General features: G+C 71.6%; 26 protein-coding genes. 19 read left to right on the top strand and 7 right to left on the bottom strand.

Features of this window, described 5'->3' with window-relative positions; genetic code table 11:
* On the top strand, positions 1 to 1,269 hold a 1,269-nt coding region (locus tag YWW_RS0123475; protein ID WP_026932015.1), incomplete at its 5' end, for a nucleotide sugar dehydrogenase.
* A gap of 14 nt (positions 1,270 to 1,283) precedes the next feature.
* Here YWW_RS0123475 and wecB read toward each other — a convergent pair.
* Positions 1,284 to 2,372 carry a non-hydrolyzing UDP-N-acetylglucosamine 2-epimerase gene (wecB, locus tag YWW_RS0123470; protein ID WP_026932014.1) on the bottom strand — a complete coding sequence of 363 codons (1,089 nt, stop codon included), beginning with the start codon at positions 2,370 to 2,372 and terminating at the stop codon, positions 1,284 to 1,286.
* Positions 2,373 to 2,748: 376 nt separating this feature from the next.
* Here wecB and YWW_RS32590 point away from each other — a divergent pair, with 376 nt between their 5' ends.
* The 12 genes from YWW_RS32590 (at position 2,749) to YWW_RS0123410 (ending at position 14,951) form a co-directional block, all read left to right on the top strand.
* A complete protein-coding gene (locus YWW_RS32590) occupies positions 2,749 to 4,290 on the top strand; it encodes a glycosyltransferase (RefSeq protein ID WP_211228672.1) in 1,542 nt (513 codons plus the stop codon).
* Positions 4,287 to 5,507 carry a glycosyltransferase gene (locus YWW_RS32585; RefSeq protein ID WP_051326239.1) on the top strand — a complete coding sequence of 407 codons (1,221 nt, stop codon included), beginning with the start codon at positions 4,287 to 4,289 and terminating at the stop codon, positions 5,505 to 5,507. Before YWW_RS32590 ends, YWW_RS32585 begins: the two co-directional genes overlap by 4 nt.
* On the top strand, positions 5,504 to 6,049 hold the full coding sequence (locus YWW_RS0123455) for a hypothetical protein (protein WP_026932013.1): 546 nt from the start codon (positions 5,504 to 5,506) through the stop codon (positions 6,047 to 6,049). Before YWW_RS32585 ends, YWW_RS0123455 begins: the two co-directional genes overlap by 4 nt.
* Complete coding sequence (locus YWW_RS0123450) at positions 6,039 to 7,394, top strand: glycosyltransferase (protein WP_211228671.1); 1,356 nt, start codon at positions 6,039 to 6,041, stop codon at positions 7,392 to 7,394. Before YWW_RS0123455 ends, YWW_RS0123450 begins: the two co-directional genes overlap by 11 nt.
* A complete protein-coding gene (locus YWW_RS0123445) occupies positions 7,391 to 7,942 on the top strand; it encodes a hypothetical protein (RefSeq protein ID WP_026932011.1) in 552 nt (183 codons plus the stop codon). Before YWW_RS0123450 ends, YWW_RS0123445 begins: the two co-directional genes overlap by 4 nt.
* A gap of 39 nt (positions 7,943 to 7,981) precedes the next feature.
* Positions 7,982 to 9,496, top strand: coding sequence for a glycosyltransferase family 4 protein (locus YWW_RS32580; RefSeq protein WP_051326238.1), 1,515 nt, complete (start codon positions 7,982 to 7,984; stop codon positions 9,494 to 9,496).
* Positions 9,456 to 10,640 carry a glycosyltransferase family protein gene (locus YWW_RS0123435; protein ID WP_026932010.1) on the top strand — a complete coding sequence of 395 codons (1,185 nt, stop codon included), beginning with the start codon at positions 9,456 to 9,458 and terminating at the stop codon, positions 10,638 to 10,640. The genes YWW_RS32580 and YWW_RS0123435 overlap by 41 nt, the downstream gene beginning before the upstream one ends.
* Before the next feature lie 154 nt (positions 10,641 to 10,794).
* Positions 10,795 to 11,715 carry a proline dehydrogenase family protein gene (locus tag YWW_RS0123430; protein ID WP_026932009.1) on the top strand — a complete coding sequence of 307 codons (921 nt, stop codon included), beginning with the start codon at positions 10,795 to 10,797 and terminating at the stop codon, positions 11,713 to 11,715.
* A gap of 163 nt (positions 11,716 to 11,878) precedes the next feature.
* Positions 11,879 to 13,429 (top strand): hypothetical protein, encoded by a 1,551-nt coding sequence (locus YWW_RS0123425; RefSeq protein WP_155830363.1) that lies wholly within the window; start codon positions 11,879 to 11,881, stop codon positions 13,427 to 13,429.
* A gap of 598 nt (positions 13,430 to 14,027) precedes the next feature.
* On the top strand, positions 14,028 to 14,231 hold the full coding sequence (locus tag YWW_RS0123420; RefSeq protein WP_026932007.1) for a helix-turn-helix domain-containing protein: 204 nt from the start codon (positions 14,028 to 14,030) through the stop codon (positions 14,229 to 14,231).
* 254 nt (positions 14,232 to 14,485) lie between these two features.
* The gene (locus YWW_RS35400; RefSeq protein WP_081687713.1) at positions 14,486 to 14,587 is read left to right on the top strand and encodes a 30S ribosomal protein bS22; all 102 of its coding nucleotides are present in this window, start codon (positions 14,486 to 14,488) and stop codon (positions 14,585 to 14,587) included.
* A 43-nt stretch (positions 14,588 to 14,630) separates the two neighbouring features.
* Positions 14,631 to 14,951, top strand: coding sequence for a DUF2516 family protein (locus YWW_RS0123410; protein WP_026932006.1), 321 nt, complete (start codon positions 14,631 to 14,633; stop codon positions 14,949 to 14,951).
* Positions 14,952 to 14,970: 19 nt separating this feature from the next.
* On the opposite strand, the gene htpX is transcribed toward YWW_RS0123410, so the two are convergent.
* The 5 genes from htpX to nuoK all read right to left on the bottom strand — a co-directional run bounded on the left by htpX (position 14,971) and on the right by nuoK (position 20,819).
* Positions 14,971 to 15,828, bottom strand: coding sequence for a zinc metalloprotease HtpX (htpX, locus tag YWW_RS0123405; protein WP_026932005.1), 858 nt, complete (start codon positions 15,826 to 15,828; stop codon positions 14,971 to 14,973).
* A 74-nt stretch (positions 15,829 to 15,902) separates the two neighbouring features.
* On the bottom strand, positions 15,903 to 17,309 hold the full coding sequence (locus YWW_RS0123400; RefSeq protein WP_026932004.1) for an NADH-quinone oxidoreductase subunit N: 1,407 nt from the start codon (positions 17,307 to 17,309) through the stop codon (positions 15,903 to 15,905).
* Positions 17,309 to 18,724, bottom strand: a complete 1,416-nt coding sequence (locus tag YWW_RS0123395; RefSeq protein ID WP_026932003.1) for a complex I subunit 4 family protein — start codon at positions 18,722 to 18,724, stop codon at positions 17,309 to 17,311. Before YWW_RS0123395 ends, YWW_RS0123400 begins: the two co-directional genes overlap by 1 nt.
* Positions 18,715 to 20,487 (bottom strand): NADH-quinone oxidoreductase subunit 5 family protein, encoded by a 1,773-nt coding sequence (locus tag YWW_RS0123390; RefSeq protein WP_026932002.1) that lies wholly within the window; start codon positions 20,485 to 20,487, stop codon positions 18,715 to 18,717. Before YWW_RS0123390 ends, YWW_RS0123395 begins: the two co-directional genes overlap by 10 nt.
* Positions 20,487 to 20,819, bottom strand: a complete 333-nt coding sequence (gene nuoK, locus YWW_RS0123385; RefSeq protein WP_026932001.1) for an NADH-quinone oxidoreductase subunit NuoK — start codon at positions 20,817 to 20,819, stop codon at positions 20,487 to 20,489. The genes YWW_RS0123390 and nuoK overlap by 1 nt, the downstream gene beginning before the upstream one ends.
* A 381-nt stretch (positions 20,820 to 21,200) precedes the next feature.
* Between nuoK and YWW_RS32575 the strand changes: the two genes are divergently transcribed.
* The 6 genes from YWW_RS32575 (at position 21,201) to YWW_RS0123355 (ending at position 25,447) form a co-directional block, all read left to right on the top strand.
* Positions 21,201 to 22,826 carry a carbohydrate-binding protein gene (locus tag YWW_RS32575; protein ID WP_051326237.1) on the top strand — a complete coding sequence of 542 codons (1,626 nt, stop codon included), beginning with the start codon at positions 21,201 to 21,203 and terminating at the stop codon, positions 22,824 to 22,826.
* Positions 22,827 to 23,116: 290 nt separating this feature from the next.
* Positions 23,117 to 23,368 carry a hypothetical protein gene (locus tag YWW_RS0123375; protein WP_026932000.1) on the top strand — a complete coding sequence of 84 codons (252 nt, stop codon included), beginning with the start codon at positions 23,117 to 23,119 and terminating at the stop codon, positions 23,366 to 23,368.
* A complete protein-coding gene (locus YWW_RS0123370) occupies positions 23,365 to 23,646 on the top strand; it encodes a hypothetical protein (RefSeq protein WP_026931999.1) in 282 nt (93 codons plus the stop codon). Before YWW_RS0123375 ends, YWW_RS0123370 begins: the two co-directional genes overlap by 4 nt.
* The gene (locus tag YWW_RS0123365; RefSeq protein WP_026931998.1) at positions 23,643 to 23,939 is read left to right on the top strand and encodes a hypothetical protein; all 297 of its coding nucleotides are present in this window, start codon (positions 23,643 to 23,645) and stop codon (positions 23,937 to 23,939) included. The genes YWW_RS0123370 and YWW_RS0123365 overlap by 4 nt, the downstream gene beginning before the upstream one ends.
* 288 nt (positions 23,940 to 24,227) lie before the next feature.
* On the top strand, positions 24,228 to 24,497 hold the full coding sequence (locus tag YWW_RS0123360) for an acylphosphatase (RefSeq protein WP_026931997.1): 270 nt from the start codon (positions 24,228 to 24,230) through the stop codon (positions 24,495 to 24,497).
* Between the two features lie 119 nt (positions 24,498 to 24,616).
* Positions 24,617 to 25,447, top strand: a complete 831-nt coding sequence (locus YWW_RS0123355; RefSeq protein WP_026931996.1) for a transglutaminase-like domain-containing protein — start codon at positions 24,617 to 24,619, stop codon at positions 25,445 to 25,447.
* A 34-nt stretch (positions 25,448 to 25,481) separates the two neighbouring features.
* On the opposite strand, the gene YWW_RS36560 is transcribed toward YWW_RS0123355, so the two are convergent.
* On the bottom strand, positions 25,482 to 25,766 hold a 285-nt coding region (locus YWW_RS36560; protein WP_026931995.1), incomplete at its 5' end, for a UbiA family prenyltransferase.

Genomic DNA, 25,766 nt, shown 5'->3' with positions numbered 1-25,766 from the left:
GTCGCTTTGGGGAAGATTGGGTTGCCGTTGGCGGTCCAGTTCGCGTCGAAGGGTCATGAGGTCGTCGGTGCCGATGTGAACAAGCGGGTGGTCGATCAGGTCAACGAGGGTGTTGAGCCGTTCCCTGGTGAGTATGATCTGGGTCCTCGGTTGGCTGAGGCTGTTGGGGCTGGTCGGTTGCGGGCGACGACGGATACGACGGCGGCGGTGCGTGAGTGCGAGGCCGTGGTGATCGTGGTGCCGTTGTTCGTCGATGCTGCGGGTGTGCCGGATTTCGCTTGGATGGACAGTGCGACCGAGGCGGTCGCGGCCGGGTTGCGGCCGGGCACGCTGGTTTCCTACGAGACCACCCTCCCGGTGGGGACGACGCGTGAGCGGTGGGCGCCGATGCTGGAGGCCGGGTCGGGCCTGACTGCGGGGAAGGACTTCCACCTCGTCTTCAGCCCTGAGCGGGTGTTGACCGGTCGGGTGTTCGCCGATCTGCGCCGGTATCCGAAGCTGGTCGGTGGGATCGGTGCGGCTTCGGCTCTTGCTGGTGTCCGGTTCTATGAGGCGGTGCTCGATTTCGATGCGCGCGACGACCTGCCCCGGGCCAATGGGGTGTGGGATCTGGGTTCGGCTGAGGCCTCGGAGATGGCGAAGCTGGCTGAGACGACGTATCGGGATGTGAACATCGGGTTGGCGAACCAGTTCGCGCGCTTCGCCGACCGGCAGGGTTTGGATGTGGTGAAGGTGATCGAGGCGTGCAACTCCCAGCCGTACTCGCATATTCATCGGCCGGGGATCGCGGTGGGTGGGCATTGTATTCCGATCTATCCGCAGATGTATTTGTGGAACGATCCTGAAGCCACGGTGGTGCGGGAGGCGCGGCGGGCGAACGCGGCGATGCCGGCTTATGCGGTGGAGGTGCTGGCGGCCGCCTATGGCGACCTTGAGGGCGCGAACGTGCTTGTCCTGGGTGCGGCTTATCGGGGCGGGGTGAAGGAGACGGCGTTCTCGGGGGTGTTCCCCCTCGTTGCGTCGCTCCGTGAGCATGGGGCGGTGCCGTTGGTGTCCGACCCGATGTACTCCGAGGCCGAGCTTGAGGCTGAGGGTTTGACGCCGCATCGTGGGGAGGCGGTGACGGCGGCGGTGATCCAGGCCGACCACGCCGAGTACCGGACCCTGGCCCCGGCGGATCTTCCTGAGGTGAAGGTCCTGCTCGACGGGCGCCGGATCACCGACCCGACCGCCTGGCAAGGCCGCCACCACATCACCCTCGGCGGGTAGCGGCCCTCGCGGCGTCAGCGCAGGTGCTCTTCGAGCACCTTGAGCACTTCGTAGCCGGCTCGTCCGGAACCGTAAGGCGCCCCGGTGGGCGCCGACGGGATCGGGCGGGCCGCCGTCGTCCGCCATTCCTCGGCGGGCATCCGGTCGGGGTGCGGCACCAGGACGTTCCAATCGTCGTGGAGCGTCTCGACCCACTCGGTCTCGGTCCGCAGCGTCGTGCACGGGCGGCCCAGCAGGTAGGCCTCCTTCTGCAAGCCGCCGGAGTCGGTGACGACGCCCGTCGAGCCGAGCACGGCGGCGACCAGTTCGGCGTACGGCAGCGGTCGGCAGTCGACGATCGAACCGGTCTCGATCTTGAGCCCGTGCTGGTCGGCCTTGGCCCGCAGCCGCGGGTGGACGAGCAGCGCCACCGGCACCGGCAGGTCGGCCAGCGCCTTGATCAGGCCCGACAGCCGCTCGGGGTCGTCGGTGTTCTCCGCGCGGTGCAGCGTGGCCACCAGGTACGGCGCGTCGGTGTCGATCCCTTCGAGCGAGACCGGGCGCTCGCCTCCCCGCGCGAGCACGGCATCGCGCGTGTTGAAGCACACGTCGACCATGACGTCGCCGACGCGGACCGCCCGCTCGGCCAGTCCCTCGTTCGCCAGGTGCCGCATGGCCTCCTCGGTGGGGGCCAGCAGCAGGTCGGCGCAGTGGTCGGTCAGGACGCGGTTGTGCTCCTCCGGCATGCGGCGGTTGAACGAGCGCAGGCCGGCCTCCAGGTGCGCCACCGGCAGGTGCTGCTTGACCGCCGAGAGCGCGCCGGCGATCGTGGAGTTGGTGTCCCCGTAGACCAGCACCCAGTCCGGGTGCTCCTCCTCGAGGATCGGGTCGAGCGCGGCCAGCATCGCGCCGGTCTGCGCCCCGTGGCTGCCCGATCCGACACCGAGGTGGAAGTCCGGTTCGGGGATGCCGAACTCGGAGAAGAACACATCGGACAGCTCAGGGTCGTAGTGCTGCCCGGTGTGGACGACCCGGTGCGCGTGCTCGGTGCCGGCGAAGGCCCGCGCGACCGCGCCGAGCTTCACCAGCTGCGGCCTGGCGCCGACGATGCTGACAACCTTCATTCGGACTCCTCCAGTGCCGATTTCCCGTCCGCCCCGTGCCGGACATCGGTGCCGAGTCGCGACATTTCGCCGATCCCGGCCGGTCCCCGAACGGACATTTCGTCTCCTATGGTGACGCTGTCGTTTACTTGCACGGTCGGTCGAACCCTATAATCCATGAATCGCCTCAGGAACTGAACGTACAGGTGCTCGCCGGTCCGGCCGATTATACGGATCCGGCGCGGGCGCCAGCGTGTACGCGCCTGGAGAACGATGGCCGAACCGGTCTGGGACGCCCTGCCAATTTCTGGCAAACGCTGAGTGAACCGGCAGGTCTCATACGATGTGGCCCGTGCGAGGGCGCCGGCACGGCGCCGGCGCGGAGTTCGGAGGAACAATGGACAGCCATCCCCAGCGCATCGTGATGCTGGTCCAAAATGGAGTTGTGGGGGACTCCCGGATACAGAAGGAGGCCGAGTCGGCCGCGCGGGCCGGCTGGGACGTCGTGCTGCTCGGCCGCGGCGATGAGAAGAGCGGCGAGGAGTGGACCGTCGGCGACGCCCGGGTGCGTCTGATCCCCGTCCGACGCACGTTCGACCGGCGCCGCCACGAGGTCCGCCGCGCCTGGCTCCGCAGCCCGCTCGCCTACCCTCCGGGCCCGCTCCAGGAGTACCGGCGCAAACAGGTCCGCGCCTGGAAGAACGACCTCGCCACCGCCCGCGCCCGCCTCGCCTACGACGCCCCGGGCTCCGGGCGGGCCGCCGCCCGCCGCCTCGGCATCGCGTGGCGGACCGGCCTGGTCACCGCCGCCCGAGGCTGGATCGGCGTCCGCAGCAGGCTCACCGACCGCCTCGACAAGCGCCGCTCCGAGGCCACCGGCCTGCCCGAGAAGCTCGCCGGAACCGCCTGGAAGCGTTTGCTCGGCGATCGGGCCTGGCGCCGCCTCGACCCCGCCCTGTGGGACCTCGAACTCGCCTTCGGGCCCGTCGTCGACGAACTTCGGCCCGACCTCATCCACGCCAACGACTTCCAGATGCTCGGCGTCGGCGCCCGCGCCAAGCTCCGCGCCGCCGCGGCCGGGCGCGACGTGAAGCTCGTCTGGGACGTCCACGAATACCTTCCGCAGATGCATCCCTGGAAGCGGCACCCGTGGTGGCACTCCGCCCAGATCGGCCACGAGCGCGAGTTCGCGCCCTATGCTGACAGCGTGGTCACCGTCTCCGACACCGTCGCCGCCCTGCTCAAGGACCGGCATGGCCTGGCCGAACTCCCAGATGTGGTCATGAACGTCCCCGACGTCGCCGACGCCGACGAGGCCCCCGCGCAGGGCCTGCGCGAGCGCTGCGGCATCGACGACGTGACCCCGCTGATGGTCTACAGCGGCGCACCCCTCGAACAGCGCGGCCTGCACATCATGGTCGAGGCGCTGCCGTCACTGCCCGGCATGCACGCCGCGTTCATCGTCTCCAAACCCCACTGGTCCTACGTCAAGCGCCTCGAGCGCCGCGCCGCCGAGCTCGGCGTCGCCGACCGCGTCCACGTCCTCACCTACGTCCCCCACCGGCAGGTCGTCCGCTTCCTCGCCGACGCCGACATGGGCGTCATCCCCATCCACCACTGGGGCAACCACGAGATCTCCCTTATCACGAAGTTCTTCGAGTACTCCCACGCCCGCCTCCCGGTGGTGTGCAGCGACGTCGAGACCATGTCCGCGATGGTCCGCGAGACCGGCCAGGGCGAGGTCTTCCGAGCCGAGGACCTCCAGGACTTCATCGGCGCCGTCGAGCGGATCCTCACCGACCCCGAGCCCTACCGGCGGGCCTACGGCGAACGGGTCCCACTCGACGAGTGGAGCTGGAAACGCCAGGCCGAACGGCTCACCAAGGTGTACGAGCGCCTCATCGGCAGACCCGACAAGACCAACACGGGAGCACAGTGAACATCGACGGGCAGCGCCGGGTCGCCGTGGTGACCCCCTGGTATCCGGAACCGCAGATCCCATTCCGCGGCTCCTTCGTCCGCGCCATGGTCGATGCCGTCTCACCGGGCTGCGCCGACATCACCGTCTACCACCTGAGCATCTGGACCGTGGTCCGCCCGGCCGAGCGCCGCGCCGAGATCTGGAACGCCCAGCGCCTCCTCCTGCCGCGCTCGGTGCCGCCCATCGCCGCCGACGGCGGCGTCACGCTCTACCGCGTCCCGACGATGGCCCCGCCCACCGAGGACTGGCGCGTCAAGTCCGACGAGTTCGCCGGCTGGCTCGCCGTCGCCCTCGACGGCCGCCCGATCGAGGCGCCCATCGTCCACGCCCACGTCCCGCTCACCGCCGGCTACGCCGCCCTCCAGAACTGCCGTCCCGACGCGAAGGTCTACGCCACCGAGCACTCGTCCTTCCTCGCCGACATCCTCGCCCAGGACGACGCGCGGGCACGCTACGACGAGATCCTCCACCGCCTGGCCGGGTTCTTCGTCGTCGGCGACCCGCTGCGCGAGATGGTCGCCGACACCTTCCCCCACCACGCCGACAAGATCCAGCTCATCTCCAACCCGGTCGACTTCCGCGCCTCCCGCGAGCGGCCGCCGGAGGCGCTGCGGCGCTGGGTCTCGGTCTCGTCCCTGACCGAGCGCAAGCGCATCGACCACCTTCTCCGCGGCTTCGCCCGCTGCCTCGCCGAGGACCCGCAGCTGAGCCTGACCCTCGTCGGCGACGGCAACCAGCGGACCGAGCTCGAAGAGCTCGCCGCCGAGCTCGGCGTCGCCGAGGCCGTCGCCTTCCGCGGCGCGGTCGAACCCGACGCGATCCCCGGCATCATGGCCGAGCACGACCTGCTCGTCCACACCAGCCGCCACGAGACCTTCGGCATGGTCGTCGTCGAAGGGCTCGCCGCCGGTATCCCCGTGCTGGTGACCCGCTGCGGCGGCCCCGAGCACGCCCTGGCCGGCATCGAGGCCGCCGCCGGACAGTTCATCGACGTCGACGACGACCCCGCGGTCCTGGCCAAGGGCTACGACGAGCTCCGCGGCCGCTACCCGCACGGCGTCGACCTGGACCGCGCCCGCGCCCACCTGGAAGAACGCTACGGCTACGAGGCGGTCGCCCGGCAGCACTTCGAGGCCTGGGACCGCCCCGCCGAGACCGAGGAGCGAGACCGGTGAACATCCTCTACGCCGTTCCCGTCGCCAAGCGCTACCGCGCCATGGAGCACGAGACGCGACTGGCCGCCGACCACGGGCACCAGGTGCACCTGGTCGCCGACTTCCGGCCCTACTGGGAGACCCACGAGATCGACCCGCGCGTCACCGTGCACTGGCTGCGCTCGCGCGAACTGCGCGCGCCCGAGTCGGCGCCGGTGACGTGGCTGCTGTGCCGCATCCCGCGCGCGGTGCTGCGGCGGCTGGCCCGCGGCCCCCTCAACCGCCCGGTCGGCAAGGTCCTCTACGAGTGGAACCGCAAGATCGCGAACCCGATCGAGAAGCGCCGCAAGCACCGCACCGCCGTCCTGCGGCACGACTACCGCCACGCCGCGGTCATGTCCGTGATGGAGAAGCACCGCATCGACTGGCTGGTCCTCGGCGAGCCCGGCGCGGTCGACCTGATCGCCGAGGACGTGCCCGCGCTGCTCGAGCGGCGCCCCGAGCTCCGCACCACCTACTCCTACGAGCCGTTCGCCGACCAGGAGGTCGCCGATGTCCGATGACACGAGGAAGGCACCCACCCCGGGAGACGCCCCGCGCCCCCGCGTGCTCTACCTCGCCTTCTACTTCCCGCCGTCGCGAGCCTCGGGCGTCTACCGGGCGCGCGCCACCGCCAACCACTTCACCGAGTCCGGCTGGGACGTCACCGTCATGCGCGCGCCGGACCGCTTCTACGACGAGGTCACCGGCTCCACCGACGACGCCCTCACCGACGGCCTGCACCCCGCCGTCACGACCCTCCCGCAGCCGATGGACTTCTTCGCCTGGGAGACCGACGTCGCCCGCTACGGGCGCTTCCGCGGCAACGCGCCCGCCCTCGCCAAGCGGTTCTACGACTGGAAGCAGCGCCGCGTCTTCCCCGAGCACTACCAGTCCTGGGCGATCCGCTGCGTCACCGAGGGCCGCCGACTCCACCGCCGCAAGCCGTTCGACCTGATCCTGGCCACCGGCAACCCCTTCGCGTCCTTTGCCGCGGCCTGGGCGCTGTCGCGCCTGACCGGCCTGCCCTACATCCTCGACTACCGCGACTCCTGGACGCTCGACCTGTTCGCCAACGCCGACGCCTTCGAACCGGGCCACCCGGCCTGGAAATGGGAGCGGCGGGCGATGCGCCGCGCCGCCGCGGCGGTGTTCGTCAACGACGCCCTCCGCGACTGGCACGCCCAGCGCTACCCGGGGACCGCCGAGCGGATGATGGTCGTCCCCAACGGCTGGGACCCCGACTGCCTCGACCCCGAGGCGCTCGACGCGGCCCCCGCGGGGCCGCTGTCCTTCGCGTACGTCGGCACCCTGACCGCCAATCAGCCGGTCCACCGGATGGTCGACGGCTTCCGCGCCATGACCGCCGGCGGCGACCACGCCGACGCCACCCTCGACCTGTACGGCCACCTCGGCTTCTTCGCCCACAGCCCCGACAAGCTCCGGGCCGACCTCGGCCTGGAGCTCGGCGAGGAGGGCGACGTGCGCTACCGGGGCCCGGTGTCCAAGACCGCCATCGGCGACACCTACGCCGCCAGCGACGTCCTGGTCTTCCTCGCCGGAGGCTCCAAATACGTCACCTCGGGCAAGATCTTCGAGTACATGGCCACCGGCAAGCCCATCGTCTCCGTCCACGAACCGGGCAGCGCCGCCGAGGCCCTGCTGCGGGACTACCCGCTGTGGTTCCGCCCCGGGCGGCTCGAAGCCGAGGACATCGCCCGCGCCATGGCCGAGGCCGGGGACGCCGCCGTCAAGGCCGACCCGGAGGTCGCCCGCACCGCCCGCGACTACGGGGCGGCCTTCACCCGCGACCGCGCCCTGCGGCCGCTCGAAGAGCGGGCCAGAGCAGTCATCGGAGGGAAGCGTTGAACAGCGAACGCCGCCATGTGGTCGTCGTCCTCTTCACCGGCGGCCCCGTCCGGCGGGTCAACCGGTTCATCGAGGCGCTGGACGGCCGCGACGTCGACGTGACCGTCCTGACCGCCGAGGGCGGCCAGGCCTGGCCGCGAGGCAAGGACCTCCACCCCGGCGCCGCCCGCAGCATCTCGATCGGCCGCAGCGAGAACCGCCAGCCGCTGGTGTGGCTGTACCGCGCGTTCGTCGAACGCGGCCCGGGGATCGTCCTCGGTCGCGGGGCCGAACGCCTGCCCGGCGTCCTCGGCAAGGCGTGCGGCAAAGGCGCCTCCCTGCACCGCAAGGCCGCCCGCGTCGTCCGTCGCAGGCTGTTCTGGCCGGTCTACAGGATGTTCCGCGGCCAGGCGCTGCGCCGCATCGCCCGCCGCCGCGTCGACCAGCTCGCGCTGGAGCGGGCCGAGAGGGTCATCGTCGTCGACGACGCCGCCGTCCCCTTCGGCTGGATGCTCACCCGCCGCCACCCGGGGCTCGAAGTCACCCGGCGGCTCGACCGGACCCGCTAGCCCTGACCCGCCCCTGCGACCATCCACTACGGAGTACCCATGGAACAGACCCGAACCGAGCGACGACGCATCGCCATGTTGGTGGACAACCAGATCGACGGGGACTCGCGGGTGCAGAAGGCCGCCCGCTCGATGGCCGAGGCCGGATGGGACGTCCACCTCATCGGCCGTTCCACGACGCCGGAGGTCGAGAACTACGAGCTGGGCGGGGCGCACGTCCACCGCCTGCCGCTGGAGGCGCTGTCGCCGCGCCGCTCGCTGCTCGACCGCCTCATGCGGGTGCGGTTCCCCCTCGCCTGCAAGAGCACCGCGATCGCCAACATCCTGCAACGGGAGATCGCGGTCTCCAAGACCGAGGAGGTGCAGCGCGCGCACGCCCCGGCCGCGCGCGGCCGCGGCGTCCTGCCGCGCCCGGTGCGCGACATCGCCGGGAAGGTCCGGCGCCGCTACCTCAAGGAGCGGGTCCGCCAGACGCGGGCGGGCTTCCGGTGGCGCAAACGGCGCGTGCACGGCCGCATCCAGCGCTTCGACGCGGCGATGCAGCAGGCGCTGCACGGCACGCGGGCCTGGCGGCGCCTCGACCCGACGCCGCTGCGCTACGACCACTCCTATGCGGCGCTGATCGAGCAGCTGCACCCGGACCTGATCCACGCCCACGACTACCGCATGATCGGCGTCGCCGCGCGGGCGGTGGCCAGGGCTCGCGCCCGCGGCGAGCGCGTGCGACTGCTGTACGACGCCCACGAGTTCGTGCCGGGGATGACCAATCCGGCCGGGCACCGCTGGCTGACCTCGCAGACGCTCTACGAACGGGAGTACTTCCGCTGCGCCGACGCGGTGGTGACCGTCTCGGAGCCGCTCGCCGACCTTCTGGTGAACGAGCACGGGCTCGCCGAGCGCCCGGCGGTGGTGCTCAACACGCCGCCGAGTCCGGCCGCGGCACCCGAACGCACCTGCACCGACGTCCGCGACGCCTGCGGCCTGCGGCCCGAGCAGCCGCTGGCGGTCTACTGCGGCGGCGCCTCTCCGCAACGCGGCCTCCACACGCTCGTGGGCACCCTCGCCCTCCTGCCCGAGGTGCACCTGGCCCTGGTGATCAACACCCTCGACTCGGACTACGTCGAAGGGCTGCGCTCGATCGCGGCCGAGGCGGGCGCGGCCGACCGGCTGCACGTGATGGGCTACGTGCCCTATGACGAGCTGCCGGAGTTCCTGTCGACCGCCGACGTCGGCGTGCACCCGCTGATCAAGGGCCCGATCAACCACGAGGTGGCGCTGAGCACCAAGTTCTTCGAGTTCATGCAGGCGAGGATCCCCGTCGTGGTCAGCGACGTGCGGGCCATGTCGGAGGCCGTGACGCGCATCGGCATCGGCGAGGTCTTCACCGCCGAGGACACCGGCGACCTCGCCAGGGCGCTCAAGGCCGTCCTGTCCGAGCCCGAGCGCTACCGCAAGCCCTACGCCGATCCCGAACTGCTCACCGAATACACCTGGGAGCACCAGGCGCGACGCTATGACGAGATCTACCGGACACTGCTCGGAACCGGCCGCTGAGCCCGGCGCCGAGCCGCTCGGCTTCGCCCACCGGCTCGGCGGCCCGGTCCCGTGGCCGCCCACCGACGGCAAGGCGACCCGCATCGGCATGGGCACGGCCAACTACGCCGGGCAGCTCGCCGAGTTCGCCCGAGCGGTCTGCCGGGCCCGGCCCGACACCGGGGCCGAGGTCGTCATGGCCGCACCCGCCGACCGGCAGCGCTACCCTGCCGACCTCTACATCGAGCCCGAAGCGCTCGACGACCCCGCGTTCCAGCGCCGCCAGGCCGAGCGGGTGGACGGCCACTACACGCACCTCATCGCCGACGCCTTCCGGCCGGTCTTCGGGTGGCGCAACGACAAGCACATCGGCGGGGACCTGCCGGCGCTGCGCCGCTCGGGCGTGCCGATCGCGATCCTCGGCCACGGCAGCGAGATCCGCAGGCCGCGGCCCCACCTCGAACGGCACGAGCACTCGCTGTACCGCGACGTCCCTCCGGACCGGCTCGCGGTGCTGACCTCGACCGCCGAGCGGAACCGGCGCATCGCCGACGAGGGCGGCGTCCCGGTCTTCGTGACGACGCCGGACCTGCTCGACGACGTCCCGCACGCGACCTGGACGCCCCTGGTGGTCGACCTCGACCGCTGGCACTCCGAGCGGCCGATCATGGAGCGGGCCGCCCCGGTGGTGGTCCACGCCCCGTCGGCGCGGTGGACCAAGAGCACCGGCTCGATCGTGCCGGTGCTCGAGGAGCTGCACGTGCGCAAGGCGATCGAGTTCCGCCTGGTCGAGGGCGTGCCGCACGGGCGGATGCTCGAGGAGATCCAGGACGCCGACATCGTCGTCGACCAGCTCGCGGTCGGCAGCTACGGCACCCTCGCGTGCGAGGCCATGGCCGCGGGCAGGCCGGTGATCGCCTATATCGGACCGACCAGCGCCGAGCACTACGGGCGCGAGCTGCCGGTGGTGAACGCGACGCCGGACACGCTCGGCAGCGCGCTGGCGTCCCTGCTGGACGACCGCGAGCGGACCCGCCGCCTCGGGCGCGAGTCGCGGCGCTACGTCGGCGCCGTCCACGACGGCCGCCTCACCGCCGAGCGCCTCGGGCCGTTCCTCGACGCCCGGCCGACCGCGGCGCCGCCGGGGACGGAGACCCGGCGGTGAGGCCCGCGCGAGTCGCCGGAACGCAGGGGCGCGGCGGCCCGCTCCTGCGGATCCTCGGATCATGAGAATGATTCATCACTGTTTTCCGGTGTTGGGTCTGTCGTGTTATGCCACCGTGACCTAACGCCGAACGGTGGGAGGATACGCTGCAAACATGCTGCGTTCTGTCATACTCGCCGCCGCCCGGTCATCGAAGATCGAGCGCCTCGTGGGAACCGCGCCGGTGTCCAGGTCGCTCGTCCGCCGATACGTGGCGGGGGAGACCACCGCCGACGCGGTCGCCGCCGCCCGGTCACTGGCCGCCGACGGGCTGCTCGCCACGCTCGACCACCTCGGCGAGGACACCGTCGTCGCCGACCAGGCGAGGGCCACCAGGGACGAGTATCTGCGCCTGCTCGAGGCCCTCGAGGCCGAAGGGCTGTCCAAGACCACCGAGGTCAGCGTCAAGCTCTCGGCGGTCGGGCAGCGCGTCGACGCCGAGCTCGCCTACGACATGGCGAACGAGATCTGCACCGCCGCCGCGGGCTCGGGGACCACGGTCACCATCGACATGGAGGACCACACGGTCACCGACTCCACCCTGGAGATCGTCTCGCGCCTGCGCGAGGACTTCCCCTCCACCGGAGCGGTCCTCCAGGCCTACCTGCGGCGCACCGAGGACGACTGCAAGTCCCTGGCCGGCGCCGGATCGCGCATCCGCCTGTGCAAAGGCGCCTACAAGGAGCCCGAGTCGGTCGCCTACCAGCGCAGGCTCGACGTCGACCGGTCCTATGTGCGCTGCGTCAACGCGCTCATGGCCGGCGACGGCTACCCGATGCTCGCCACGCACGACCCGCGCCTGGTCGAGATCGCCATCGACCGCTCCCGCTGGTTCGACCGCGAACCGGACTCCTTCGAGTTCCAGATGCTCTTCGGCATCCGCACCGCCGAGCAGCTGCGCCTGGCCGCCGAGGGCTACCGCATGCGCGTGTACGTGCCCTACGGCGACCAGTGGTACGGCTACCTGATGCGCCGCATGGCGGAGCGCCCGGCGAACGTCGCCGTGTTCGCCAGGTCCCTGTGGACCAGATCCTGAACGCGAAGCGTCCACCGGCCGCTCCCGACTGAGACGGACCGGACCCTGACGCACCGGCGCGGCCGGTCCGCCGCCGTCCGGGACGGGCCGCCGTCCCGGCGGGCGGCGTTCGCCACCGTCGCTCGTCTCGCATACCTGGCGGCCGGAGACTAAAGTTGCGAAGGTGACTCAAGCCCCCGAGGACCTCCCCCCGGAACCGCCGGCGAGCAGCCCCGCCGAGGCGCCGCCCGCACCGCACGTCCCCGCCCAGCGGCCCGCGGTCGAGCAGTCTGCCGAGCGGACGACGGCGGCGCCCGCGCCGCCGCCGGTCGAGATGGCCCCGCCTCCGACGGCGCCGCCGCCCGGATACCAAGCCCCCCCGGGGTACATGCCGTACCCGCGGCCCGAGCCGAAGCGCTCGCGGCTGACGACCGTGCTCGTCGTCATCGCCCTGGTGACCTCCTCGGTGTTCGCCGGGGCCCTGGTCAACGGCTGGCGCCCCTCGTTCGCGGAGGGCCCGACCGCCACCATCGAGGGCGCCCCCGTCGAACCCGGCGAGGGCACGGTCCCCAGCCCCGACGCCGACGCGCCCGCCCACGAGGTCCTCGCCTACCTCAAGGACCAGGCGCAGCTCGTGCTCGACGCCCACTCGCAGTCGCTCGTCGAGGGCAGCCTCGACGGCTGGCTCGCCGCCTTCGACCCGACGCTCCACGAGCAGATGACCACCCGGTACGACACGCTCCGGTCGATGCAGGTCAGCCGCTTCGACTACCGGATCACCTCCGGGCCGATCGAGGACGCCTCGGGGGCCGTGCCGCTGTACGAGATCGGCGTCGTCGTCACCCACTGCTTCGTCGAACCGGCCGAGGAGTGCTCACCGGCCGACGTCGTGTTCAGCACCTTCTGGCGCGACGGCGACGAGGGCATGGTCATGGTGGAGGTCGAGAACTCCGCCGGAGCGGACGGCCCGCACCCGTGGGAGACCGACGACCTCGTCGCCGCCGTCGGCGACCGCACCGTCGTCGCCGTCCCCGTCCACCTGGAGTCCCGGCTCGACGAGGCGCTCGAGATCTCCGAGGAGGCCGCCGTGAACGCCGACAAGTGGGCGCTGTGGGAGGTGCCGGACCGGTACGTCATCTACATCTCCGGTGACGAGGAGTTCGACGTGTGGTTCGGCGGGATGTTCGAGACGGAGGACGTCCTCGGCTTCGCGCTGCCGCTCACCGGCACCGTCGACGGCGAGAGAGAGCCGTCGACGTACGCGACGGTCATGAACGTCGACCGCACCGGCTGGGGCTACGACCTCACCTCGGTGATCCGCCACGAGCTCGGCCACGCCGTGACCCTGTGGGCGGCGCCCGCCGAGCGCTACGCCAACGACACGTGGTGGATGGTCGAGGGGGTCGCCGAGTACATCGACCACGGCGACCGGCCCGTCGAGGACTACGACCGGATGTGGGACGTGGAGGACTACGTGGCCGAGGGCGGCTGCGCCGACGAGATCCTGCCGCCGGACCAGGACGACGACACGCTCGCCGGCTCGGGCAAGTACGGCTGCGGCTTCCTCGGGGTGCACTACATCATCGAGACCTACGGCCAGGACTCCTTCGTGGAGTGGTTCGGCGCCACCGCCAGGGAGGGCCAGGCCGCCGCCGACACCTCGGAGGAGATCTTCGGCAAGACCTACGCCGAACTCATGGACGAGATCACCGGCTACATCGCCGAGACGGTCTGAGCGGGCCCGGTGAGGACCGGCCCGGAGCGGAGGCGCACCGAGACACGGCAGGGCCGCATCGCCGGTCGGCCCGGGGCCGCGGGAGGGGAGCCCGGCCGCGCGCCGCGCGGCGCGCGCTTCGGCGGGCGGCCCCGACGCAGGCCCTCGCGGAGGCGCCGGGGAACCCGGCCGCGCACCGCTGGGCGCCGCGGCCCGGGCGGATTCGGCTCGGGCCGAGCCGCGCCGCGTGCGCGGCCCGGCCGTCCCAGCCGCCTCGGCGCCGCCCCGCCCCAGCTCACAGGCTTAGTTGAAGATTATGGGAAACAAAGTGCGGAGATTACGACCTTCATTGCCCAGATCGCCCTAGACCGCCTGTTGCCCAATGAGGCGGACTGTCGTAACATGAGCAACATCCCAATCGAAAGACATCAACGTCACGGACAGTGACGACCGACTTGTTTCGGTTCATATGGGCATTCGCGTCCACCGCACCTCTAATACATCACAGAACCCCACTCGTGGCGACGCTCGCGAGCCGCAAGCCAGCCCTTCCGGCGAAGCTCGCAACTCGCAAGTGAGCCAAGTCCTCGCAACAGCCCTCGACAGAACGGTGAGACACATGAGCGAACCCGGGGACCTCCTCGACGAGGTCAAGTTTTTGACGGTGACGGAAGTGGCCGACCTGATGCGCGTCTCGAAGATGACGGTCTACAGGCTCGTCCACAACGGTGAGATCGCGGCGGTGCGGGTGGGGCGCTCGTTCCGCGTCCCCGAAAGCGCCGTGAAGACGTACCTCTCCGAGGCTCTCCAGACCGAAGACTGACGCCGCCCACGAAGCGAGCGCTCATGACTCGACCCCCGGCCCAGCCGGAAGAAGAGCCCTCATAATCGAAGACGGCGAAGCCGTTCCGCACGCGGGCCCTCCCGCCCGGTCCGGCCCGCCGACCACCGGCCCCGTCCGCTCATCCGCTGTGACGGGGCCTTCGAACGCTCGCGCCCGGCTCGGGGCCCGCTTCGGAGGCGAGCTAGGCTGGTCAGGCTCAAAGGAACGTCTACCGATATCTGTGAGGAAGTTGTATGGGCTCGGTCATCAAGAAGCGACGCAAGCGCATGGCGAAGAAGAAGCACCGCAAGCTGCTCCGCAAGACCCGCGTGCAGCGTCGCAAGCTCGGCAAGTAACCGAGACGACCGTCCTTCGGGCCGCGGCGGGTAGGCTGGTGCCATGCCAGAGTTCGAAGCCGCCGTCCCATTCGCCTTCCAGATCCGCGCCTGGGTCTGGATGATCATCGGATTCGGCGCCGCGCTCCTGTCGCTCATCGCCACAGTGCACTGCGCCGTGCAGAAGCCCGATGCGTTCAACGCCGTCAACACGCTCTCCAAGGGCACCTGGCTCGGGCTCCTGGCCGTCAGCTTCGGTCTGGCGCTGTTCTTCGGCGGCTTCGGCGGTCTCGGACTGTTCGGCCTCCTCGCCCTCTGTGCGGCGCTCGTCTACCTGCTCGACGTCAGGAACGCCATCAAGGACATCGGCGGCAGCGCCTACTAGCGGCCCGGCACCCCTCTCATCACCGCACGACGCCCCGCGCCATGTCGCGCAGCCGCGCCACGCGCTGCTCCGTCGGCGGGTGCGTCGAGAACAGCCCCGCGAAGCCGCCGCGCAGCGGCGACTCGATCATCAGGTGCGCCTCGCTCGCCAGCGGGCTGTCGCCCCGCGCGGGCATCCGGTCGACGCCGGCCGAGATCTTCTGCAGGGCACTGGCCAGCGCCAGCGGGTCGCCGGTCAGGCGCGCCCCCGAGGCGTCGGCCTCGTATTCGCGCGAGCGGCTCACGGCCATGCGGATCAGCCCGGCCGCGAGCGGGCCGAGCAGCATCGTCAGGATGAGCACGAGCGGGTTGGGGCCGTTGCGGTCCCCGCCGAAGATCGGGATGAACCAGGCGATGTTGGCGAGGGTCGTGATGATGCCCGCCAGCGCGCCCGCCACCGACGAGATGAGGATGTCGCGGTTGTAGACGTGCGACAGCTCGTGCCCGAGGACGGCCCGCAGCTCGGCCGGGGTGAGGATCTTCACGATCCCCTCGGTGACGGCGACGGCCGCGTGCTCGGGGTTCCGGCCGGTCGCGAACGCGTTGGGCTGCATGGTCGGCGCCACGTAGAGCCGCGGCATCGGCTCTCCGGCGCGCTGCGAGAGCTCGCGCACCGTCGCGTACAGCTGCGGCGCCTGGGCCTCGCTGACCGGACGGGCCCGCATGGAGCGCAGCGCGATCTTGTCGGAGTTGAAGTAGGCGTAGACGTTGATGCCGACGGCGATGACACCGGCGATGACGACGCCGGTGGAGCCGCCGAAGGCGTACCCGATCGCGATGACCAGCGCCGTCAGCGCGCCGAGCAGGACCGCGGTCTTCAAGCCGTTTCGGTGTCTCATGGTGTCTGGATTTCCCCCTTTATGCGAGCGAAACGCCTCGCATACCCGTCAGTATTCCGGGTTGAACTGGGGTTTCACTGGGAAAGCGCCGTGAACTCCAGCACGAGCTGCGGCGCGAGGCCCACTGCGACGAGGACCACGCCGATCAGCGCCACGGCCCAGCCGAAGCGGCCCTTAGCGGCCGTCTCGCCGCGTCCGAGCAGGATCGTGCGCGCCAGCGGCAGGTAGTAGCCGAGCCCGACGACCGCCCCGGCGGCCACGACGACCGCCAGCCACACCGCCGAGCCCGCGAGCCATTCGAGGACCGCGACCTTCGCGAAGGTCCCGGCCAGCGCGGGCGGCAGCCCGGCCAGGCCGACCACCGCGACGAGCAGCACGCCCGCCTGAGCGGGCGCGGAGCGCCACAGGCCCGTCAGTTCGGCGACGCGGCCGCCGTCCTCGTCTTCGCCTCGGACGGCCGTCAGGGACGCGAACGCCCCGGCCTCCAAGAGCACGAAGAACACCGCGTACGCGAACGCGGCCGCGGCGGCGGCCCGCGCGTCGCCGCGCCCCGCGGCGGTGGTGAGCGCGGCCAGCGGCGCGAGCACGTACCCGGCGTGCGCGATGCCCGACCACGCCAGCAGCGCGACGGTGCGGCGCTGCACCAGCGCCGCGACGTTCCCCACGACGATCGAGCCGACCGCGAGGACGGCCAGGACGATCCCGGCGCTCGACGCGGCCGAGGACTCGGCGAGCCCGAAGTGGACGAGCCAGATGACCGCGAGCGCCCCGCCGAGCTTGGACGCGCTCGCCAGGTAGGCGGCGATCGGCAGCGGCGCGCGTTCGAGCACCAGCGGCGCCCACGCGTGCAGCGGCACGGCCGCGAGCTTGAAGCCCAGCCCGCCGAGCGTGAGCGCGACACCGGCGGCGACCAGCCCCGCGTGAGCGCCGTCCAGGCCGCCCGCCAGGCCTTCGAAGTGGACCGACCCGGCCGCGGCGTACAGCAGCGCCGCGCCCATGAGCGCCGTCGCCGAGGAGGTGACCGACGCGATCAGGAAGGTCGCCCCGGCCTCGGCGCCGTCCCGCCCCGGCTTGGCGACCAGCACGTACAGCGGCACGGTCAGCGTCTCCAAGGCCACGATGAGCGTGATGAGGTCGCGGCTGCCCGCCAGGGCGATCCCTCCGGCGGCCGAGACCGCCAGCAGGAAGCAGTACTCCGGCGTCCGCCGCCCGCTGACGGCCAGCACCAGGACCGTGAGCCCCGCGAACAGCGCCGACGCGCCCATGGCGGCGTCGTCGGCCGCGTACGAGAACCACTCGCCGACGGCGAAGGTCGCACGGGACGGCCCGGCCGCCACCCAGACCGCCGCGACGGCCGAGGCGGCGAGCCCGACCATGGCGAAGGCCCCCGCGAAGCGCCCGGCGAACAGCGCCACGGCGGCGCTCGCCGCCGCCAGGTACAGCGGCAGCAGCGCGAGGTGGTCGATCGATTGCGCCTGCACTACAGCACCCCCGTCGCGAACAGGTCCAGCAGCGGCCCCGGCGCCAGGCCCAGTGCGAGCGTGGCGGCCACCAGCGGCGACCACACCGCCGCCTCGCCGGCCGAGACGCCGCCGATGCCCGCCACGGCCGTCGACGGCGGCCCGTGGCTGACGTGCTTGAGCATCCGCAGCAGGTACGCGGCGGTGAGGAAGGCGCCGAACGCGGCGACGACCGCGAGCGCGAACCAGGCCCCGCCCCGTTCGGCCGCCGCGTACACGGTGAACGCCTCGCCCCAGAACCCGGCCAGGCCGGGCAGCCCCAGCGAGGCCAGCGACGCGAAGCCGAGCAGCCCGGCCAGCGCCGGGGCGGCCATCCGCAGCCCGCCCAGCTCGGACAGCAGCCCGGTGTGCGTCCGGTCCTTCACGGCCCCGGCCAGGAAGAACAGCAGCGGCGTGATGAGGCCGTGAGCGAGGTTCGCGAACAGTGCCGCCTTGATCCCCGCCTCGCCTCCGGCGGCGAAGGCGAGCACCACGAAGCCCATGTGCCCCACCGAGGAGTACGCGATGAGCCGCTTGAGCTCGGCCTGCGCCAGGCACACCAGGCTCGCGACGACGATCCCGGTCGCGGCGAGGACCGCGAGCACCGGGGCGGCCTCGCGGGCGCCGTCGGGGGCGAGACCGCCCGCGACGCGGATGAGCCCGTACGTGCCGAGCTTGAGCAGCACGCCCGCCAGCAGCACCGAGCCGACCGTCGGCGCGGCGGTGTGCGCCGCGGGCAGCCACGAGTGCAGCGGCCACAGCGGCGCCTTGACCGCGAAGCCGAGCGCGAGCAGGACGAACACGAGCAGCGAGACGCCCTCGCCGACGCCGCCGCCCGCGATGATCGCGCCGAGGTCGGCGGTCCCGGCGTCGGCGACGGCCACGAACAGGCCGGTCGCCATGAGCAGCGAACCGGCGACGGTGAACAGCGCGAACTTGACCGCCGCGGCGCGTCTCGTCTCGTCGATGCCGTAGCGGTGGATGACCGCCCACATCGGCAGCAGCACCGCCTCGAAGGCGACGAAGAACAGGACCGCGTTGTCGGCCAGGAACACCGCGGTGGAGGCCCCCTGCACGGCCAGCAGCAGCGCCGTCAGCGTCGGCGGCCCGCCCGCGCGCGTGTTGTGGACGCAGCACAGCAGCCCGAGCAGCGCCGTCAGCACCACCAGCGGCCACGAGACGCCGTCGACCGACAGCGAGAAGTCGAGCCGGATCGCCGGGGCCCACGCCAGGTCGAGCTCGTGCCACCAGCCGTCCCCGCGCCCGGCCGGCAGCACCGCCGCGGCGAGGAGCGCGAGCGCTGCGGCTGCGACGCCGACGTCGCCGCGCCGCAGCCACCACGTCAGCGCCGCCCCGAGCAGCGGCAGCGCCACGCAGGCCGCCAAGATCACACCCATAGGTTCACCCCGATCGCCACGACGGCGACGAGTAGCGTCCCGGCCACGCTCAGCCGCAGATAGCGGACCAGCCCGCCCCGGTGCCCCAGCGCGGTCCGCCGGGCCGCGGCCAGCGTCGCCCGGGCCGAGCCCTCGACGGCGCCCCGGTCCACCAGCCGCTCGTCGAGCAGCATCGCCGCGCCGGAGGCGAGTCGCGCCGTCGTCCTCGTCGCCCGCGCGGTGAGCGCCTCGCCGTACAGGCCCCGCGCGAGAGGCCCTTTCGATCGGCCCAGCAGCCGGTTCGGGTCGCGGGCCCGGTCGCGCCACCACGAGTCGGCGACGACGTACAGGCCGCCCGCGGTCGCGATCAGCAGCAGTGCCATGAGGTCCAGGTGCAGTTCGGGCACGTGCAGCGGCCCGGCGAAGTAGAGCGCGCCCGTCACGGCGGCCCCGACGGCGAGCGTCCACAGCCCGACCGCTTCGAGCCGCGGGACCGCGAGGCGCTCCTCGCCGCCGCCGCGCCAGAACAGCAGCAGCCACAGCCGCGCCGAGTAGGCCGCGGTGACGATCGAGGCGACGATGCCCGCCCAGAACACGACGACGCCCGCGGGCGTCCCGGCCTCGTAGGCGGCGCCGAGGACGGCCTCCTTGCTGAAGAAGCCGCCCAGCGGCGGCAGGCCGACCATGGCGGCCAGGCCGATCGTCATGGACCAGAACGCGAGCGGCGAGGATCTCGGCCGCAGCCGGGTGGTCGCCAGGGAGCCGTCGGTGGCGGCGAGCGCGATGACGACCCCGGCGGTGAGGAACAGCAGCGCCTTGAACGCGGCGTGGGTGAGCAGGTGGAACAGGGCCGTGTCGGCGGCGGCGACCGCGACGGCCGCGAACATGAACCCGACCTGGCTGATCGTGGACCAGGCCAGGACGCCCTTGACGTCGGTGGCGGCGAAGGCGCACAGCCCGGCGCCGACCATGCTGACCGCGGCCACGATCGCGACGACGAGCAGCAGATCGGCGGGCCAGACCGGCAGGAGCCTGGTGAGCACGTACGCGCCCGCCGCGACCATGGTGGCGGCGTGGATGAGCGCCGAGACCGGCGTCGGGCCGGCCATGGCGGGCGGCAGCCACACCTGGAGGGGGAACTGGGCGGACTTGCCGACGCATCCGAACAGGATCAGCAGCATCGACGCCGTGGCGACCCCGGATGAGACCTCGCCGAGCTCGCCGATGCGGAAGGTCCCGGCCGAGACGCCGAGGGCCATGACGCCGAGCACGAAGCCGACGTCGCCGAACCTGGTGACCAGGAACGCCTTCGCGGCGGCGCCGGGCGCGGCCGGGAGCTTCGCGTAGTGGGCGATGAGCAGGTAGGAGCACGCGCCCATCACCTCCCAGCCGATCAGCAGGAACACCAGGTCGTCGGCGCAGACGACGAGCAGCATCGCCGCGCAGAACAGGTTCACCTGCGCGGCGAAGGGGATGTAGCGGGGGTCGTCGCGCAGGTAGGCGACCGAGTAGAGCTGGACGAGCGTGGAGACGAGCGCGCCGGCGATCGCCACGGCGACGGCGGTGGGGGACAGGTCGAGCGCGGCCGAGACCGCGACGGACCCGAAGTCGGCCAGGGTGAAGGCCGTGACCGGGTTGCCGAATCCGGCGACGACGGCGCACACGAGCGCGGCGGCGGGCGCCCCGACGCCCAGCCAGGCCGCGTGGTCGCGGCGGCGCAGGAGCAGCCCGCCCAGCCCGGCCGCGGCGGGCAGGGCCACCAGGGCCCATGCGAAGAGGTCCATCACCGGCGGCCCGCCTGTTCTTCCCGTTCCCCCTCGGGGCGTTCGCCTGGGAGCCCGTCGGTGTCGATGCTCGCCCGCGCCCGCCACAGGTTGAGCACGAGCGCGAGCCCGACGCCGACCTCGGCGGCGGCGATGACCACGATGAACAGGGCGAAGCTCTGCCCGGTGTGGGCGTCCTGGACGAGGTCGGAGGTCACCAGGACGAGATGGACGCCGCCGAGCATGAGTTCGGCGGCGGCGAGCTGCATGACGGCGTTGCGTCTGGTGAGGACGCCGTAGAGCCCGATCGCGAACAGCCCCACGGCGATGACGTACCCGATCACCGGATGCACGGGGCCTCCCGGGCGGTGTCGGTATCGGTCGTTCGGGGGCACATGGCCTCATCTTGGCCTAGGGAGGGCCCGAAAGTCCAGCGTCGAGACCGTGTTGATACCACTCGATGCAAGGCGGCCCGGCAGGCGGCCGACGCGGGAGCGGTCGACGCTCCGGCCACTGTAGTCACAGCGGACGCGCAACACCCGCCAGGCCCCAGTCGCGGGCCGGTGTATCCGCTGGTCACTGGGGTGATCGATGTGTGGATCGACGAAGGAAAATGATCGAAAGTTTTCTATCTGTAAACTTTACAATTAATTAATGTCGCCTTAGGCTGAGTCCGTGGCCACACCCGAAGTCACCGCTACACCTTTCGCCTACCCGGCGAGAAAGGCGCGATCATGAACAACCGAAGGAGCATCGCGGCCCTCGGCGCCGCGGTGCTGATGGGAGGCACGGCGCTCATCCTCAGCGCTCAGGCCCCCGCCCTCGCCGAACCGCCCTCACCCTCCGACCCAGCGGACACGGTCGATCCGGCCGTCGTGGCCGCCATGGAACGCGATTTCGGCCTCACCACCGAAGAGGTCTTCGCCCGGCTCGAGACCGAAGCCGCCGCCCTGGACGTCGAACGCACCGCGGTCGAGACCCTCGGCTCGTCCTACGCGGGCACCTGGGTGACCGACGACGGTGCCGTCGCCGTCGCCTCCACCGAAGCGACCACGGCCCTCGACGCGCTCGACGCCGAGACCGCGGTGGTCGACCAGACTCTCGCCGAACTCGAGGCCCACGCCGCCGACATCGCCGCGGCGGTCGACCGGCTCGGCGAGGCCGACGACGTCCACAGCTGGTACGTCGACGTCCCCGACAACGGCATCGCGATCGTCGCCGCCGACCGGGACGCGGCCGAACGCGTCGCCGCCGAAGCGGGCGTGGCCGCCGACGCCTACGACGTCTCGGTCGAGGCCGAGGCGCCGGTCCCCTTCCAGCAGCAGATCCGCGGCGGCGACCCCTACAACATCGGCGGGCAGTCGCGCTGCTCGGTCGGCTTCTCCGCCACGCACCCCTCGTACGGGGACGGGTTCGTGACCGCCGGGCACTGCGACATCGGCTCGGGCCAGATCACCGGCGGCACCGGCGCGGGCGGGCAGTTCCGCTTCTCGCAGTTCCCCGGCGAGGACTGGGCCTGGGTCGAGGCCGGAGCCGGTTGGCAGGTCGCACCGCTGGTCAACCGCTATGACGGCACCGACGTCCAGGTGACCGACGGCGACGAGCGCCCCATCGGCGCGTCCGTGTGCCGGTCCGGTTCGACCACCGGCTGGTACTGCGGCGTCATCGAAGCCAAGGGCGTCACGGTCAACTACCCGGAGGGAGCGGTGACGGGCATGACCCGCACCACCGTCTGCGCCCAACCGGGCGATTCCGGCGGCTCCTACATCTCCGGTGGCAGCGCCCAGGGCATCACCTCCGGCGGCGCGGGCAACTGCCCGAGCGGCTGGACGGTCTTCGAGCCGCTCGACCGGGCGCTCGCGCGGACCGGAGCGACGCTCACCACCACCGGCGACGACCCGCAGCAGGGATTCAGCGTGTCCCTCTCGCCGAGCGCGCGCACCATCGAGCCCGGTCAGTCCACTTCGGTCTCGGTGGACACGCAGACGACCTCCGGGAGCCCGCAGGCCGTGACGCTGTCGGCCTCGGGCGCGCCCTCAGGGGTCTCGGTCTCGGTGAGTCCGACGCAGGTGACCACCGGGCAGTCGGCGACGCTCACCGTCACCACCACGGCGGCGGCCACCGAAGGGACGCATACCATCACCGTCACGGCCCAGGGCGATGTCACGCGCACCGCGACCTTGACGCTGACGGTCGGCGACGACGGCGGAGGCGAGACCACGTGGCAGGCCGGAACGGCCTACTCGGTGGGGGACCAGGTGTCCTACAACGGCGTGGGATACGTCTGCCGGATCGCCCACACCTCGCAACCGGGCTGGACGCCCGACGTGACCCCGGCGCTGTGGGGCCGCCTCTTATAAGGACATGACCCGTTGCGACAAGGCGGGGCCGGACCGAGAGGTTCGGCCCCGCCGCTTTTCCTCCACAAGAGACCGGCAATGCCGACCGAGTGAGAACCCGTGTGGCGGTGGTCTCTAGACGCTTCTGCACCATTCGCGTGTCGCGAGTTGCCGTGCGCCAATTGATGTGCAAAGGTTTCAGCACGCGCGTACCACACGTGCGCACAACCGAATACCGATCGACGGCGGGCCGCCGTCCCTAACGCCAATCAGTGTCGGCGGCCCGCCCCTAACCAGAGAGGAAACCTCCCATGGTTGGCTTCAGCCTACCCCAGGACCCGGTCCCCGCCTCGGTCAAAATCGACCTCGAACTCCACAAGCCGTACCGAACGTGGTTCGGTCTCGGCCGCCTGAGGTGCGAGTGGTGCAACCACAAATGGGGCGCCCACGGCTGCCCGAGCCGCCGCAGTGCGGTCAAGCTCCTGGCCTCGCGGATCGGCTCCGATTCCCTCCGGGCCGTCCTCACCCAGCTCATCGGCTTCTCATGGGGCGGTGCCGCATGAGCGACCCCGAACGGATCGTCCTGGGCCGGTTCAACCTCGAACACCGCCGCATCGAGGTCTACCAGCTCGCCGGTGGCTCCACCACCTCGGTTCGCCTGCGCCGCATTGCTCCCGAGCCCGCCGTGGATCTCGGCTACATCAACCGGATCGGCTCCCCCTTCTCACGCCTGCACCTCTACCGAGCCGAATGGTCTCCCGCGCTGCGCCGCGTCGCCAAAGAACAGGCCGCCGCGATCTGGCACCACGCCGCCCGCCACGAAACGGAGATCGACGGATGACGCTCCACTTCATCGATCGGCTCCCGGTGCTGGGCTACCGCGAGGTCGACGGCCGCGACCTGGCCTTCGCCTGGGCCTGGCACGAACCGCGCCTGCGGGTCACCTTCACCGAAGGCCAGCCCGCCCTGCTCTGCCAGGTCATCGCCCTGGACGAGCGCCCGCGCCTGGTCGCCGCACCCGACAACCTCGACTGGCTCGGCCACGACGATCCGGCCCGCACGCTCGCGGTCCTCGACTTCGCCACCGACCTGTGGCGCCGAAAGGAGCACATGATCCGCAACTGCAACGGCTGAACTCGCCCCGGATAACCTTTCGCCGCCTTGGATTTCACCGGATCGCAGCGCGGCGGTGACCATTCCGGCGGCCACTCGGGCGAGCATCGGCGTCTTGCCGCGGTCGCCGATCAATATCAGCAGCCAATAAAAAACAAACAGTTTCGGCTTGCCGCTCATCGTGCTCGACATGACGGTGCTGTGGCTCGACCGCCGCGGCATCGTGTCACCGACACATCGCCTTGATCGTCTGCCGGGCCCTGCCGGGCCCTGCCGGGCGCAACTACGCTCGGCGGCAGAGGGGGCGCGATGCTGCGGCGAAGGGTCATTGCGAGAGGGCTCGTCCAAGGGGTGTTCTTCCGGGCCGAATGCCGGCGAGAGGCCGTCGGCCGGGGCCTTGCGGGCTGGGTCCGGAACCGGCGGGACGGCGCGGTCGAAGCCGTGTTCGAAGGCTCCGCGGAGGATGTGGACGCGCTGGAGGCGTGGATGCGGCACGGTCCGTCCCAGGCGGAGGTCGACCGCGTCGAGGTGTCCGAGGAAGTGCCGGAGGGCCTGGCCGGGTTCGAGATCCGGCACTGAGGCCGCGTGAGGCCTGCGCGAAGAGGAACGCGACCTGCAACCGCCACCGGCGCGCACCCCGCAGGCGGCGCGGTGGCCGTCGCGGGGGTGTGTCGGAGTTGCCCGGTAGCGTCCGCGATATGACTGTGCGATCTGCCGACTACGAACTGCCCGGCGTCTTCACCACCCTCTCCCCGGATCTGGCGGCTCTCGCCGCCGAGGTGCCCGCCGATCCGGTCGGGACCTGCCGAGCGGTGCAGGAGCTGGTGATCCACTTGGTCGACACGGGCCCGCTCGGCCTGCCGCCGGAGCGTATCGCCGACAAGGACCTGCGAGGCGCGGACGCGATCCTCGACTCGCTGCTGCGGTTGAATCCGGCCCCATTGCACGTCCCGCGGCCGCCGGCCGAGCGCGTCGTCGGGACCTGCCGCGACTTCGTCGTGGTCAGTTCCGCGCTGCTGCGCCTACGCGGCATCGCGGCGCGGGCGCGCTGCGGGTTCGCCACTTATTTCAAGGAGGGCAAGGGCGTCGACCACTGGGTGCTGGAGTACTGGCACGCGCGCGAGGACCGGTGGGTGCGCGTGGACGCCCAGTGCGTGGGCCGCGGCTGGTTCGAGCACGACGACGACCTGGTGGAGGGCCAGTTCCTGACCGGCGGTGAGGCATGGCAGCGCTACCGGGACGGCGCCATCGATCCCGACGCGTTCGGTGTGGGCAGCTCCGACGACGCCTGGGGCGTCGCCGAGATCCGCGGCAACGCCGTCCGCGATCTCGCCGCGCTCATGCGGGTCGAGACCCTGCCCTGGGACGAGTGGGGGCGCATGACCGCCTCCTACGACGGCGAGACCGGCGCGGAGTACGACGCCCTGATGGACCGGATCGCGAAGACCTGCGCCTCCGACGCCTCGGGGGCGATCGCACACCTCTACGCGAGCGAGGACCTGGCCGTGCCGCGGGCCATGACCGCTTGAGGACGTCGGCCGCGTCGTTCGGCACTGAGCGCCGCTACCGCAGGAGCAGGTTTCCCAGTGCGAAGGCGAACAGGGCGATCGCCACGACGCCGTTGGCGGTGAAGAAGGCCCGGTTCGCCTTCGACAGGTCGTCCGCTTTCACGATCGCGTGCTCGTAGACGAGGACGGCGGCGACCAGTGCCAGGCCGATCCAGTAGGGGACGCCGAAGCCGGTCAGGGCCCCGAACCAGGCGAACATCGCCCAGGTCACCGCGTGCGTCGCCGACGAGGCGCCCAGCGCGGCCTTGACGCCCCACTTCGCCGGAGTCGAGCGCACGCC

This window comes from Glycomyces tenuis DSM 44171 (assembly GCF_000427885.1).
Classification (GTDB): domain Bacteria; phylum Actinomycetota; class Actinomycetes; order Mycobacteriales; family Micromonosporaceae; genus Glycomyces; species Glycomyces tenuis.
Note: the sequence above shows the minus strand (reverse complement) of the source record. Positions and strands in the feature narration are given on the sequence as shown.

Excerpts from the sequence above, each read along its gene's own strand:
- wecB (WP_026932014.1), bottom strand. The coding sequence starts at position 2,372 with ATGAAGGTTGTCAGCATCGTCGGCGCCAGGCCGCAGCTGGTGAAGCTC.
- YWW_RS32590 (WP_211228672.1), top strand. The coding sequence starts at position 2,749 with ATGGACAGCCATCCCCAGCGCATCGTGATGCTGGTCCAAAATGGAGTT.
- YWW_RS0123450 (WP_211228671.1), top strand. The coding sequence starts at position 6,039 with ATGTCCGATGACACGAGGAAGGCACCCACCCCGGGAGACGCCCCGCGC.
- YWW_RS32580 (WP_051326238.1), top strand. The coding sequence starts at position 7,982 with ATGGAACAGACCCGAACCGAGCGACGACGCATCGCCATGTTGGTGGAC.
- YWW_RS0123435 (WP_026932010.1), top strand. The coding sequence starts at position 9,456 with ATGACGAGATCTACCGGACACTGCTCGGAACCGGCCGCTGAGCCCGGC.
- YWW_RS0123430 (WP_026932009.1), top strand. The coding sequence starts at position 10,795 with ATGCTGCGTTCTGTCATACTCGCCGCCGCCCGGTCATCGAAGATCGAG.
- YWW_RS0123420 (WP_026932007.1), top strand. The coding sequence starts at position 14,028 with ATGAGCGAACCCGGGGACCTCCTCGACGAGGTCAAGTTTTTGACGGTG.
- YWW_RS35400 (WP_081687713.1), top strand. The coding sequence starts at position 14,486 with ATGGGCTCGGTCATCAAGAAGCGACGCAAGCGCATGGCGAAGAAGAAG.
- YWW_RS0123410 (WP_026932006.1), top strand. The coding sequence starts at position 14,631 with ATGCCAGAGTTCGAAGCCGCCGTCCCATTCGCCTTCCAGATCCGCGCC.
- htpX (WP_026932005.1), bottom strand. The coding sequence starts at position 15,828 with ATGAGACACCGAAACGGCTTGAAGACCGCGGTCCTGCTCGGCGCGCTG.
- YWW_RS0123395 (WP_026932003.1), bottom strand. The coding sequence starts at position 18,724 with ATGGGTGTGATCTTGGCGGCCTGCGTGGCGCTGCCGCTGCTCGGGGCG.
- YWW_RS0123390 (WP_026932002.1), bottom strand. The coding sequence starts at position 20,487 with ATGGACCTCTTCGCATGGGCCCTGGTGGCCCTGCCCGCCGCGGCCGGG.
- YWW_RS32575 (WP_051326237.1), top strand. The coding sequence starts at position 21,201 with ATGAACAACCGAAGGAGCATCGCGGCCCTCGGCGCCGCGGTGCTGATG.
- YWW_RS0123375 (WP_026932000.1), top strand. The coding sequence starts at position 23,117 with ATGGTTGGCTTCAGCCTACCCCAGGACCCGGTCCCCGCCTCGGTCAAA.
- YWW_RS0123370 (WP_026931999.1), top strand. The coding sequence starts at position 23,365 with ATGAGCGACCCCGAACGGATCGTCCTGGGCCGGTTCAACCTCGAACAC.
- YWW_RS0123365 (WP_026931998.1), top strand. The coding sequence starts at position 23,643 with ATGACGCTCCACTTCATCGATCGGCTCCCGGTGCTGGGCTACCGCGAG.
- YWW_RS0123360 (WP_026931997.1), top strand. The coding sequence starts at position 24,228 with ATGCTGCGGCGAAGGGTCATTGCGAGAGGGCTCGTCCAAGGGGTGTTC.
- YWW_RS0123355 (WP_026931996.1), top strand. The coding sequence starts at position 24,617 with ATGACTGTGCGATCTGCCGACTACGAACTGCCCGGCGTCTTCACCACC.